This is a genomic window from Microbacterium sp. NPDC055910, assembly GCF_042271185.1.
In the GTDB taxonomy this organism is placed as follows: domain Bacteria; phylum Actinomycetota; class Actinomycetes; order Actinomycetales; family Microbacteriaceae; genus Microbacterium.
This window is the reverse complement of the sequence record NZ_JBHJZS010000053.1, coordinates 1-12105: the sequence shown is the minus strand read 5'-3', so window position 1 is coordinate 12105 and position 12105 is coordinate 1. Positions and strand designations below refer to the sequence as shown.

The 12105-nt window shown below is 71.4% G+C and carries 15 protein-coding genes; 9 read left to right on the top strand and 6 right to left on the bottom strand.

Annotated elements, in window-relative coordinates; translation table 11 throughout:
- Together ACFC3F_RS14595 and ACFC3F_RS14590 are read right to left on the bottom strand one after the other, a co-directional pair.
- Nucleotides 1–1675: AAA family ATPase (locus tag ACFC3F_RS14595; RefSeq protein WP_376131282.1), on the bottom strand; the 1675-nt coding region annotated here is incomplete at its 3' end.
- Nucleotides 1672–2847 (bottom strand): exonuclease SbcCD subunit D, encoded by a 1176-nt coding sequence (locus tag ACFC3F_RS14590; protein WP_376131279.1) that lies wholly within the window; start codon nt 2845–2847, stop codon nt 1672–1674. The genes ACFC3F_RS14595 and ACFC3F_RS14590, both read right to left, overlap by 4 nt.
- Nucleotides 2848–2928: 81 nt before the next feature.
- On the opposite strand from ACFC3F_RS14590, the gene ACFC3F_RS14585 reads away from it, so the two are divergent.
- The gene (locus tag ACFC3F_RS14585) at nt 2929–3672 is read left to right on the top strand and encodes an alpha/beta fold hydrolase (RefSeq protein ID WP_376131276.1); all 744 of its coding nucleotides are present in this window, start codon (nt 2929–2931) and stop codon (nt 3670–3672) included.
- Nucleotides 3673–3675: 3 nt separating this feature from the next.
- On the opposite strand, the gene ACFC3F_RS14580 is transcribed toward ACFC3F_RS14585, so the two are convergent.
- The 4 genes from ACFC3F_RS14580 to ACFC3F_RS14565 form a co-directional block, all read right to left on the bottom strand.
- A complete protein-coding gene (locus ACFC3F_RS14580; protein WP_376131273.1) occupies nt 3676–4146 on the bottom strand; it encodes a hypothetical protein in 471 nt (156 codons plus the stop codon).
- On the bottom strand, nt 4143–4394 hold the full coding sequence (locus ACFC3F_RS14575) for a hypothetical protein (RefSeq protein WP_376131270.1): 252 nt from the start codon (nt 4392–4394) through the stop codon (nt 4143–4145). Before ACFC3F_RS14575 ends, ACFC3F_RS14580 begins: the two co-directional genes overlap by 4 nt.
- An 80-nt stretch (nt 4395–4474) precedes the next feature.
- On the bottom strand, nt 4475–4915 hold the full coding sequence (locus tag ACFC3F_RS14570; protein WP_376131267.1) for a DUF1622 domain-containing protein: 441 nt from the start codon (nt 4913–4915) through the stop codon (nt 4475–4477).
- Nucleotides 4916–4923: 8 nt separating this feature from the next.
- Nucleotides 4924–5223: a GNAT family N-acetyltransferase gene (locus ACFC3F_RS14565; RefSeq protein ID WP_376131264.1), complete on the bottom strand. Its 300-nt coding sequence runs from the start codon at nt 5221–5223 to the stop codon at nt 4924–4926.
- A gap of 416 nt (nt 5224–5639) precedes the next feature.
- Between ACFC3F_RS14565 and ACFC3F_RS14560 the strand changes: the two genes are divergently transcribed.
- The 8 genes from ACFC3F_RS14560 to ACFC3F_RS14525 all read left to right on the top strand — a co-directional run bounded on the left by ACFC3F_RS14560 (nt 5640) and on the right by ACFC3F_RS14525 (nt 12028).
- Nucleotides 5640–6389: a winged helix-turn-helix domain-containing protein gene (locus ACFC3F_RS14560; protein WP_376131261.1), complete on the top strand. Its 750-nt coding sequence runs from the start codon at nt 5640–5642 to the stop codon at nt 6387–6389.
- Nucleotides 6390–6489: 100 nt separating this feature from the next.
- On the top strand, nt 6490–7455 hold the full coding sequence (locus ACFC3F_RS14555; protein ID WP_376131285.1) for a DNA-3-methyladenine glycosylase family protein: 966 nt from the start codon (nt 6490–6492) through the stop codon (nt 7453–7455).
- A 45-nt stretch (nt 7456–7500) separates the two neighbouring features.
- Complete coding sequence (locus ACFC3F_RS14550; RefSeq protein ID WP_376131258.1) at nt 7501–7878, top strand: STAS/SEC14 domain-containing protein; 378 nt, start codon at nt 7501–7503, stop codon at nt 7876–7878.
- A gap of 27 nt (nt 7879–7905) precedes the next feature.
- A complete protein-coding gene (locus ACFC3F_RS14545) occupies nt 7906–8130 on the top strand; it encodes a hypothetical protein (RefSeq protein ID WP_376131255.1) in 225 nt (74 codons plus the stop codon).
- An 89-nt stretch (nt 8131–8219) separates the two neighbouring features.
- Entirely contained in the window at nt 8220–9257 is a 1038-nt protein-coding gene (locus tag ACFC3F_RS14540; RefSeq protein WP_376131252.1) for a siderophore ABC transporter substrate-binding protein, read from the top strand.
- Nucleotides 9258–9334: 77 nt separating this feature from the next.
- The gene (locus ACFC3F_RS14535) at nt 9335–10291 is read left to right on the top strand and encodes an ABC transporter permease (protein WP_376131249.1); all 957 of its coding nucleotides are present in this window, start codon (nt 9335–9337) and stop codon (nt 10289–10291) included.
- Complete coding sequence (locus tag ACFC3F_RS14530; RefSeq protein ID WP_376131246.1) at nt 10288–11274, top strand: iron chelate uptake ABC transporter family permease subunit; 987 nt, start codon at nt 10288–10290, stop codon at nt 11272–11274. The genes ACFC3F_RS14535 and ACFC3F_RS14530 overlap by 4 nt, the downstream gene beginning before the upstream one ends.
- A 1-nt stretch (nt 11275) precedes the next feature.
- On the top strand, nt 11276–12028 hold the full coding sequence (locus ACFC3F_RS14525) for an ABC transporter ATP-binding protein (RefSeq protein ID WP_376131243.1): 753 nt from the start codon (nt 11276–11278) through the stop codon (nt 12026–12028).
- Nucleotides 12029–12105: the final 77 nt, after the last annotated feature.

Genomic DNA, 12105 nt, shown 5'->3' with positions numbered 1-12105 from the left:
CGATCTCTTCGCGCTGCGCCGGGCACTGTTCGGCGACCGCTTCGTCGGTGACCGGATCGCCGGCCGGGACGGCAGGATGCGGGTGCTCGATCGCCCCGCAGACGGCGCATGGCTCGTCGTCGACGAGCGCGGCCGCCAGCTCACCGGCGTAGCCGTCGAGTCGGCGCTGGAGCAGAGCTCGAACGGCGGCTGTGCGCTGTTCGAGCGACCGCGTCGCCTCGAGGTGCTCGGCTTCGGCCGCGTGTGCCAGCGGTGCGAGCTGCTCCGCTTCACGCCCCGCCTCGAGGCGCGTCGTGACCGTTGCGAGGGTGTCGCGGGCGGGCTCGACGGCGGGAGCCGCAGCCTCGAGCGCCCGGATCTCGGGCTCGAGCTCGGCGAGTCTGGTCGCTCGCCGCGCAGCGACCTCACGGAGCTGCTCCGTCTCGTCCCGGAGGCCGTCGATCGCGGTGTCGGCGAGGCGCACGGCGTCGGCGAGCGCCGGCACAGCGGACTCGTGCTCGGCGGCTGCGGCCCAGATCGCGAGATCTCCGGAGAGCTCATCGACGACAGCGGCGAGCGCCGCGGCGTCGTCCGGCTCGGTGGCGGCTGCGGTGTCGGCCCCGACCCGCTCGACCCACGTCGCCCGTGCGCGTGCTTCGCGCTCGACGGCGCGTGCGACCGCAGCGGTGGCCCGTTCCGCGGCGCCGAGGGGCGAACGCAGCGCTTCGGCCGCCGCCGACCGCTCGAGTCGGACGCGGTCGGCGTCGACCTGCGGCGCGCGCTCTTCGAGTGCGGCGAGCGCGCGCCGCGACGCGAGGCGTCGCTCCTGGCGTTCGCGCAGGGCCTTCTGCGCGCTGTAGTGCGTGAGGGCGGCGTCGTGCGCGGCCTGGGCGTCGTCACGCCGCCGACCCGAGCCCTCTGCGCGGTATCGGGCGCGTGGCACGGCCCGGCACACCGCTTCGACCCGCTGCGCCGCCGTCGTCGTCGCCTCGTCGTCGGGTTCGGCGGGTGCCCCGTCGAGCGCGTTGTCGCGCACGAGAGCCTCGGCGTGCACGAGAAGCGCGTCGAGCGTGGCGCTGTCGCCCTCGAGCGCGGCGCGCGCGTCGCAGCGCAGGCGGTCGACCTCGCGCTCGTACTCCTCGTAGCGCAGCGATCCGAACAGCGTGCGCAGCAGCGCCTGTCGTTCGTCGTTCTTGGCCAGGAGGAACTCGGCGAACCGGTTCTGTGCGAGCAGGATCACCTGCTGGAACTGGTCGCGCGTGAGCCCGAGGATCTCGTCGAGGATCTCGGCGGCTTCGCGGTACTTCGTCGCGCGGCCGTGCCACACCTCGTCTGCGAGCTCTTCGACGAGCACGGTCGACTTCTGCACCGTCGTGCCCGCGCCGCGTGCCTTCGGCCGCTCGTATTCGGGCGCGCGCGTGACACGCCAGCGACGCCCCGCCGCGGTGAACTCGAGGCGCACCATCGTCGCCTCATCGGGTTCGGCGTGGTCGCTGCGCAGCCCGCGGTCGCCGCCGTCGTACCGGGGTGCCGTGCCGTAGAGCGCGTAGCAGACGCCGTCGAGGATGCTCGACTTGCCCGCGCCCGTGCGCCCCGTGATGAGGAACAGCCCGTCGGCGTCGAACGCGTCGAAGTCGACCGTCTGACGGTCGCGGAACGGCCCGAACCCTTCGAGGTCGATACGGTGCAGCTTCATGTCGTGACCTTGGGCCGTTCGTCGCCGGGGACCGCCGACGCGTGCGCGGCGAGCACGTCGCGCACGATCTCGGCTTCGCGCGGAGTCGCGCCGACGCCGTTGCGCACGTGCGCGAGGAACGCGTCGATCAGCTCGTCGTCGGTGCGCGCCGCGCGCACGCGGGCGGCGTAGGTGTCCTGGCCGGCGGTGTGCCGCTCGGTCGGCGCGTGCGTCACCTTGGCGCAGAACGGGAACCGCTGCTGCAGGCGCCGCATGGGATCGCGCTGGGGAGCGGCGTCGGTGTACCGCGCATCGACCCAGGCGTCTTCGTGCACCGTGAACGCGTCGGAGGAGAGCAGCTCGTCGAGCGGGGCGACGAGGCGAACGAGCCGGCGCGGCACGGGAAGCGCGATCCACTCCGCACCGGTCAGGCCGTCGGCGTCGAGGTCGATGAGCCACGACCCGCGCGGCTTGTCGCACTCGCCGAAGCTGTAGTGCAGGGGCGCGCCCGCGTAGCGCACGCGTTCGGAGAGCTGCTGGCGCCCGTGGATGTGCCCGAGCGCCATGTAGTCGGGACCGTCGAAGACGGACAGCGGTACGACGTCGAGTCCGCCCTGCTGGATGTCCCGCTCGACCCCCGGTGTCGCCTCGACTCCCGCCGCGAAGCAGTGCGAGATCGCGACCGAGCGACCTCCGCGCTCGGCGAGGTCGGCGCGCACGAGCGACATGGCGTGTGCGACCGCCTGCGCCTGCGAGCGGATCCCGACGTCGGGCCAGACCGAGCGCACGAGCGCGGGTTCGAGGTACGGGATGCCGTAGAAGTGGACGGGCCCGTGTGCGTCGTCGATCGTGATGGGCGCACCCACCCTGCGCGGATCGGTCACGACCCGGATGTCGTCGCGCAGCAGCGCGGATTGGAATCCCAGTCGCGCGGCGGAGTCGTGGTTGCCGCTGGTGACGATGACGCGCGCGCCCGCGTCGGCGAGACCGCGCAGCGTGTCGGAGAGCAGCGAATAGCACGCCGCCGCCGGCACGGCGGAGTCGAAGACGTCGCCCGCGACGATGACGACGTCGACGCCGTGCTCACGCACCTGGTCGGTGAGAGTGGTCAGCACGCCGCCGAGGGCCTCGAGCGTCGAGTTCCCGTGGAACGACCGGCCGATGTGCCAGTCCGAGGTGTGCAGGATGCGCATGTCTCGACGGTAGGCGACCCCTCCGACATCGCCCCTGAGCCCGGCGGCGCGTTCGGACACCGTTGTGGCTACGCTTCACATATGCCGCGCACGGAATCCTTCACGTACGCCGGCGCGACCCTCATCGCCGAAGAGCACGAGGGGCCCGCGTCCGGCGAGCGTCGTCCCGCCTTCCTGCTCGTCCACGGCATCGGCATGGGGCGCAGCGTCTTCGGAGATCTCGCTGAGGTGCTGAGCGACGTCGCTCCCGTCGTCGCGGTCGACCTGCCCGGCTACGGCGAGGCGCCCGAGCCCGTCCGCATCCTCACGATCCAGCGCACGGCCGACCTGCTCGCAGCCTTCGTGCGGGCCTCATCCGATTCCCCGGTCGTCGTCGCCGGCCACTCCATGGGGGCGCAGATCGCCGTCGAGCTGGCGGCGCGGCATCCGGGTCTGGTCGACCGTGTCGTGCTGCTCGGGCCGGCGTGCGATCCGGCCGCCCGCACGCCGCTGCGGCAGCTGTGGCGGCTCGTGCGCGACATCGCCGTCGAAAGCCCCAAGGTGATCGCGGTGGGTGCGCGCGAATACGTCCGGGCCGGACCGCGGCTGCGCATGAAATTCCGCGCGATGCTGCAGCACCGACCCGAAGACGTCTTCCCCGCCGTCGCTGCGCCGACCCTCGTCATCCGCGGCGAGCACGACGTCGTCGCGCCTCGCTCCTGGTGCGAAGAGGTCGTCCGCGCGCTCCCCGACGGGCGGCTCGCCGAGGTCGAAGGGCACGGTCACGAGACGATGATCCGGGATGCCGCGCCCTCGGCCGCCCTCATCCTCGGCTTCGTCGGCTGATCGTCAGGCGTCGCCCGTCGTGATCTGATCCGCGAGCTCTTCGACCTCGGCGTCCGGGAGCGCGATGCCGGCCTGCTCGAGGCGCTGGTGGAGCACCTCGACGACGCGCTCGCGCGGCAGTTGCAAGACGTCGGACCGCGTCTGCGCGAGGATGCCCGCCACCTTCTCGACCTCGGACGCGTTGTTCTGGTCCATGGCCGGCAGGTTCTGCGTCTGCTCGCTGCCCAGTGCGCCTCCCTCGCGCTGCGCCTCCCCTGCCGTCAGGGTGTCGCGCGTGCCGTCCTGACCGTGGTGGTCGGCGCCCTCGGACACCACGCCGACACCGACGGCGGTGTGCGTCGGCTCGTTCTGCGCCGGGACGTCCTCGCGCGTCGGCTCGCCTTCGGCCGGTGTCGCTTCGGCGCCGTCGGCGTCTTTGCGGTCCGGGAGGTTGATCCCCGGCTGCTCGAATTCGTTGCCCGTCGTGCTCATCATGGTTCCTCTCCTCGGTCCGCGCTGAGGTCCGGGTCGGCATTGCGACGCACGCGCTCGCCCGCAACGGGGTCGTCGGGCGGCGCGGCGGCGTCGGTCAGCAGACCGGCCTCGGTCGCGGACGTGTCGTCCACGAGATCGGGCGATCCCTCGACGGCGGCGTTCTGATCGCTCGCGGCGCCGTCGGTGATCGGCTCGCGGCCGGCCGGCGCATCGGCTTCGTCGACGCCCTCGGGAAGATCGCGGTCCATCGCGGACTCCTTTCGTCCCCACCAGCGTCGCGCGCCGCGGCGATGCGGCGCACCCCGTTGACAGCGTCGGACAAGCGTGACTAGGCGCCGCGACCCCGCGTCGCGGCATCCGTCGTCGCTGCGTCCCGCGACGCGGCGCGGTCTCGGGCGACTGCCTCGCCGAGCAGCTGCCCGCCGCTCGTGAGCAGAGCGCGCCGCCACGGCAGCACCCCTTCGATCTCGATCTGGATCGACATCGACAGCACGGTGCGGATGAGCACGATGAGCCCGAGGATGAAGGCGTCCTCGATCGAGGGCTTCGAGGTGATCGTGCGGATGAGGTCGGCCGCGACGAGCACCTCCAGGCCCAGCAGGATCGCCGATCCGAGGGTCGTGCGCAGCACCTGGAACGCCGTCCCGCCGCCCTCACGACGCGCGAGGGAGCGGATTCCCAGCACGATGGCGATCACGAAGCCGACCACCATCGCGAGCGCGCCGATCACCTCGAACACGACCGCGACGGTCGTGAAGAGGTCCTCCATGTCGAGCATCATGCCCGATGGCGCGGCTCGACGATCGCCGCGCGATCGGGGTTCGCCGCGAACCAATCGGCGACGTACCAGCACACGGGGATGACGGTGCGGTCGCCGCTCTCCTCGAGCGCCGCTACGGCACGGTCGACGATGATCGCCGCGTACCCGTGTCCGCGGAACGTCGGGACGGTGTAGGCGCGCGTCATCGCGACCGAGCGACCGTCGTCGTTGTAGTCGAGCACACTGACGAGATCGTCGCCGCGGTGCAGCGTGTACCGCGAGGCATCCGGTTCATGCGAGAAGCGCAGCTCAGTCATGCCGTCAGGCTATCCCCCGCACGCCGTGCCGGGGGCGGTCACCGACGCCGGTTCCCGGCGTTGAGCACTCTGCGTCATCCGACCATCCGGGCGGCGCGCTCACCGAGCGATTTGACGCATTGCGACACGTTCGGTCATAATCGGCGTCATGTCTGACAACGCACGCTCTCTGTCCGCCTGGAAGGCGAACGGGACTGCCGGGATGATGATGCCCGGCCGCGTTGCTCTGTGTTGTCGAATGTGCCGCTGACGCGCTGATCGCCGCAGACCGCCGCCGCCCGCTCTGAACGCGCGCCGGCCGCGAGTCTCCCGCCGCTTCGGATCCTGGATCCGGATGCCGCGCACCCGCCCCCTCCGGGGCTCATCGCCGCACGTGGAACCCGCTCGGGTTCGCTTCCGCAAGGACCCTCATCATCATGTCGAACACCGCTCTCCTCGAACGCCCCGCCGTCTCGCAGCCCCGCCACCTCCGCGCCGTCACGTCGCCCGTCGCGATCATTCCTCCCGCCGCCGCTCCCGCGGCCGCGCCCGCGCCCGCCCCGGTGCGCCATCTGCCCGAGGGCACGACGCCCCGCGGCTTCGCCCTCTATGTCGGCTTCGACGAGGCTCAGGTCGACGCGTCGGGCGTCTCGCTCGGCGTGCTGGTCGACGCCCTGCGCCGCACGCTCGCCGACCTGGCACCCAGCGCCGAGACGTACGCGACGGTCGCGCTCGCCCCCACGGGCGCGGGCGGCCGGGATGTCGATGTCGTGCGCCGTGCACTGCACGAGCCCTCCGCCCTCGCCCGCGCGACGCCGGAGGAGCCCGAAGACGACGAGAACGCGCCCGGCGGCGTCGTCGTCGACATCTCGCGCAAGCGCGTGCTGATCGACGGCGAGTCGGCCGCGTTCACCTTCAAGGAGCTCGAGCTGCTGCAGTATCTCGTGCTGCGCGAGGGCCGCACGATCGAGCGGGCCGAACTCGTCTCGTCGCTGTGGCGCACCGCGACCGAGGACGAGATCCCCGGCGAACGCACGATCGACGTGCACGTGCGCCGCCTGCGCGCGAAGCTCGGCCGATACGAGGACATCGTCCGCACGGTGCGGGGAGTCGGATACCGCTTCGACCGCCACGCCGATGTCGTCATCCGCTTCGGCCACGGCACGCCGTCGCCCGACCGCGTCTGATCCCGACGTCGGAGAGCCGACGTAGTGTGAAGGCGTGACGACATCCTCCGCGAACCGCGCGCCCGCGCGACGCTGGGCGCACGCCGCCGCCGTGCGCGGCCTGCCGGCGGGTGCCCGTCGGCCCCTCGTCGAGCCGCAGTCTTCGTCGTCGCGCCCGATCGAGACCGAGTACCGCCCCGCGCACCCTCTCGACCTGCGGCGCACCGTGCTGCACCAGCGTCACGGCGCGAACGACCCGACCATGACGACGGCGGGCCACGTCATCTGGCGTGCGGCCCGCACCCCCGCGGGGATCGCGACGCTCGCGCTGCGCCAGTCATCCGACGGGGCCGTCCGCGGTGCCGCGTGGGGCCGTGGCGCCGAGTGGGCGATCGAGCAGCTGCCGGCGCTGTGCGGCGCGCGAGATGACCCCCGCGGGTTCGATGCGGCGCAGCATCCCCTCATCGCGGATGCGCACCGCCGGCATCCCGGTCTGCGTCTGGGCCGCACCGACCTCGTCTTCGACGCCCTCGCGAGCGCGATCTTCGAGCAGAAGGTCACGGGCCTGCAGGCCTTCGGCGGGTGGCGACGCATCGTCTCGTGGCACGGCGAGCGCGCTCCCGGACCCACGCCGCGCCCGATGTTCGCGCCGCCCACGATCGACCAGTGGCGGCGCATCCCCTCGTGGACGTGGCATCGCGCGGGTCTCGAGCCGCCGCAGTCGCGGGCCGTCGTCGAGGCGGCACGCCGCGGTGAGTCCGTCGTGCGGGCCGTGACGGCGGCCGCGACGAGCGATGAGCGCGATCGTGTCTTGACCGCGGTGCGCGGCGTCGGACTGTGGACGAGCGCCGAGACGCGCATCCGGGCCTTCGGAGACCCCGACGCCGTGAGCGTCTTCGACTACCATCTCGCGCACGAGGTCGGCTTCGCCCTGACCGGCCACCGCGTCGACGACGACGGCATGCTCGAGCTGCTCGCGGCGTGGCCGGGGCAGCGGCAGCGGGTCATCCGGCTGATCAGGGTGAGTGGCGCACACGAGCCGCGGCGAGGACCGCGCCTGCACCCCGAAGACCACCGCGCCCGCTGAACCCGGGCTCTGGTGCTCGCGCCCCCGGGACGCGAGGATGACGTCATGATCGAGTCACTCCCCGACCTCCCCGCCGGCGTTGTGGGCTTCCGCGCCGTCGGCACGGTCGAAGCCTCCGATTACCGGAACGTCGTCGATCCCGCGATCGATGCGGCGATCGAGCACGATGCGAAGGTCAACGTCGTCTTCGTGCTCGGCGAAGAGTTCGACCGCTACTCCCTCGGCGCGCTGTGGCAGAATGCCGAGCTCGAGAGCAGACCCGCGCGCGCCTGGGGGCGCATCGCCCTCGTGACCGACCACACGATCGTCGGCGAAGTGATCCACGCCATCGCCTTCCTCTTCCCGTGCGAGCTGCGGTTCTTCCGCGTCGCGGCCCTCGACGATGCGGTCGGGTGGGCGTCCGCGGGTCCCGAACGGTCCTGAGCGCCGTGTGCCCCTAGGCTGGGCACCATGGCGAATCGACGACCTGGCTGGCAGCGCGGCCACACCGGATGGGCTTTCGGAACTGCGCTGGTGTTCGCGCTCGGCATCCTGTTCGGCATGGTGTGGGGCAATGTGTGGCTCGGCCTGCTGCTGGCCGCGGCCGTGTCGATCGGCTGGCTCATCGCGTACGAGTCCTGGCGCGGTCGCGAGGTCGGCATCGAGAACCGCGACGACGACGGCGCTCGCCTCTGAGTTGACGCTCGCCTGACGCCGCGCCCGGACCGGGCGCGATGTTACGGCGTGGATTTCCGAATGCGCGAGTTAAGGTTAGCCTTACCTACATGACTCATCGCACTCGAACGCTGTGGCCGCTCGCGGGCCTTGCCGCTCTCGCCCTGACCGTGACCGCCTGCGCCTCACCGTCCGCCACCGCCGAAGAAGACGCCCCCTCGGATGCTGCCGCGACGATCCTCGTCGAGAACGCCCGGCCCACCCTCATCCAGGTCGAGGAAGACGGCGAAACGGTGTGGCGCGAAGACGGCGACGCGGCGCGCGACTCCGTCGTGGTACCCCGGGAACCGGCATCCGTCGTGACGTTCGACATCGCGTCGCTCGACACCCTGCACGCGATCGGGGCAGGAGACGCCGTCGTCGGCATCCCGGACGCGACCCTGCCCGACTACCTGGCGGAGTACGCCGATCTGCCCACGGTCGGTTCGCTCTTCGAGCCCGACTTCGAAGCCGTCGCCCAGCTCGCGCCGGAGCTGATCATCACGGCGGCCCGCAGCACGAGCCAGTACGACGAGCTCTCGCAGATCGCGACGACGATCGACCTCACCGGCACGTCGGGCGGCACGTTCGACGTCGAGGCGGGGCTGGCCCGTGCGGGTCAGCTCGGCGAGATCTTCGGCCGCGAGGACGAGGTCGCCGAGCTCACCGCCGACATCGAGGATCTGCTCGCCGCCATCCGCGCGGAAGTCTCGGGCACGGCGCTCGTGCTGTCGATCTCGGGCGGCGAGTACGGTGCCTTCGGCGAGGGCTCGCGCTTCGGCTACTTCTTCGATTCGCTCGGGTTCACCCCCGCGGTCGTCGCCGCCGACCTTCCCGGCGCCGACGGTTCGTCGCACGGCGACACCGTGACGAACGAGTTCATCCTGACGGCGAACCCCGACTGGATCCTCGCCTTCGACCGCGGCGCCGCGACCGGCGGCGAGAGCACCGCGACCGAGACGCTCGACAACGAGATCGTCGACCGCACGACGGCCGCCCAGGAGGGGCGCATCGTGCAACTGCCGGGCAACGAGCTCTACATCGTCATCAACGGCCTCACCGCGATCGACAACGTCCTCACGACGGTGCACGACGCGATCACGGGCTGACGCGTGATCCCACGACGGCGAACCGGGAGCGCAGACCTCTGAAGCGGTTCTCTCCGACGTCGCTGATCGTCGCGGGGGTGGTCACGGTGATCGCCCTCGCGACGGTCTCGCTGTTCATCGGCGTGGCCGAGCTCGACGTCTTCATCCTGGTCGCGAGCCGGGTGCCCCGCACGCTCGCCCTCATCCTCGCCGGCATCGCCTTCGCGGTGACGGGCCTGATCATGCAGCTGCTCACGCGCAACCGGTTCGTCGAGCCGAGCACGACAGGAGCGACGGATGCCGCGAGCTTCGCGCTCCTGCTGCTCCTTCTCGCCGCCCCCGGCCTGCCTCTGGGGGTCAAGGCCGTGATCGCCGCGGCCGGAGCCCTCGTCGGCGTGGTCGGGTTCCTCGCCCTCGCCCGCCGGATCCCGTCGCATTCGAGCGTGCTCGTGCCGATCGTCGGCATCCTCTATGCCGGCGTCATCGGCGCGGGCACGACCTTCATCGCGTACCGGTCCGACGTGCTGCAGGAACTCATGAGCTGGGGCATCGGCGACTTCTCCGGCGTCATGCGAGGCCGCTACGAGATGCTCTACGTCGCGGCGGCGGCCGCCCTCATCGCCTGGATCGCCGCGGACCGCTTCACCGTCGCGGGGCTCGGCGAGGACACCGCGCGCGGGCTCGGCCTCGACACGCGAGCCGTCATGGGGCTCGGCGTCGGCATCATCGCGATCGTGACGGGCGTCATGGTCGTCATCACGGGTGCGATCCCCTTTCTCGGGCTCATCGCGCCGAACATCGTCAGCCGTCTCGTCGGCGACAACATGCGCCGATCCGTCCCGGTCGTCGCCCTCCTCGGGGCCGCGCTCGTGCTGCTGTGCGACATCATCGGTCGGGTCGTGCGGTTCCCCTATGAGCTGCCGATCTCGATCGTGATGGGCGTCATCGGCGGGGTCGTCTTCTTGTGGATGCTGCTGGGCACCGCCCAGCCGTCGGATGCGGCGCGCCCGCACCGTTCTCGAACTCCCGCTGCGGGGGCAGGTGCCCGCCGATGACGACTCTCGTCCGCACCGACCGCATCGCGTCGGCCTATCGCTCCCCGGCCGTGCGTCTCGCCGCCCTGATCGTCGTCGCGATCGCCGCGATCGCGCTGTTCCTGTTCACGGGCCTTCCCGGTGCGTGGCAGTATGCGCTGGACCTGCGCTCACGCACCGTCATCGGAATGGTGATCGCCGCCGCTGCGATCGGCGTCGCGACCGTGCTGTTCCAGACGATCACGGCCAACCGCATCCTCACCCCCGGCATCATGGGCTTCGACGCCGTCTTCATGGCGATCCAGGTGCTCGTCGCGTTCGCGATCGGTCCCGCCCTCCTGGTGTCGGCTCCACCGCTCGCGTCGTGGACCGTCGAGCTCGTCCTCATGGCGGGGTCGATCGTGCTGCTGTACTGGTGGCTCTTTCAGCGGCGCCGCCTCGACCTGCACGTGATCGTGCTCGCGGGTCTCGTGCTGGGCGTGCTGTTCCGCTCGGTCACGTCGTTCTTGCAGCGTCTGCTCGATCCGGACACCTTCGCGATCGTGCAGAACCTCGCTTTCGCGAGCTTCACCTCGATCAACCGGGAGTTGCTCCTTCCCACGGGTGCGCTCGTCGCAATCGCGATCGCGTCGCTGTGGCCGATCCGTCGGGCGCTGGACGTGCTCTCGCTGGGCGAGGCACGGGCGATCTCACTGGGCGTGGAGCACCGGCGCATCGTGATGCACGTCATCGTCGTGATCGCCGCCCTCGTCGCGGCATCCACCGCTCTCGTGGGTCCTGTGACGTTCTTCGGGCTCATCGTCGCGAACCTCGCCTACGGCATCGTCGGGCATCGGCACCGGCGCAGCATCCCCGCCGCCGTCGCGATCGGCGCGATCGCGCTCGTCGGGGGTCAGTTCCTGCTCGCCCGCGTGCTGGGCTTCGCGACCGAGCTGCCGGTGGTCATCGAGTTCGTCGGCGGGCTGTTCTTCATCGTCCTCGTCTTGACCGGAAGGGCCCGATGACATGATCCGGATCGACTCCGTGGCGAAGCGCCACGGCACTCTCGTCGCCGTCGACGACGTGACCCTCGACATCGGCCGCGGCGTCACGGCCATCATCGGACCGAACGGCGCGGGCAAGTCGACGCTGCTCTCTGCGGTCGGACGCCTGATCGGTGCGACGGCAGGCACGATCACCGTCGACGGTCTCGACGTGTCCACGACGGGCACGCGGGAGATCGCGCGGCGTCTGGCGATCCTGCGGCAGGACAATCATCTGGCGATTCGGCTCAGCGTCGAGGACCTCGTGTCGTACGGCCGTTTTCCGCACGGCGGACCGGGACGCACGCCGAAGGATCGCGAGCGCATCGAGCACGCCCTCGCCCTGCTCGACCTCGGGGCCGTGCGCACGCGGTTCCTCGACGAGCTGTCGGGCGGCCAGCGGCAGCGGGCCTTCGTCGCGATGGCGATGGCGCAGGACACCGATCACCTGCTGCTCGACGAGCCGCTCAACAACCTCGACCCCCGGCACGCGGTGAGCCTCATGAAGCTGCTGCGCGAACAGAGCGCGCAGCGCGATATGACGATCGTCGTGGTGCTGCACGACATCAACGTCGCGGCGCAGTTCGCCGACGACATCGTCGCGATGCGCGACGGGCGCGTCGTGCGGCATGGCCCGGTGCACGAGGTCCTCACCGAGGAATGCCTCGCAGCGCTCTACGACACCCCCGTGCGCGTCGAGGCGATCGCCGGCCGCCGCGTCGTGCTGTGGGAGTGACCCTCCTTGACCGCGAGACCGCAACGGCACGCCGAGACTGCGGGGTCTACCCACGGTCTCGGCGCGCCGTTGCAGTC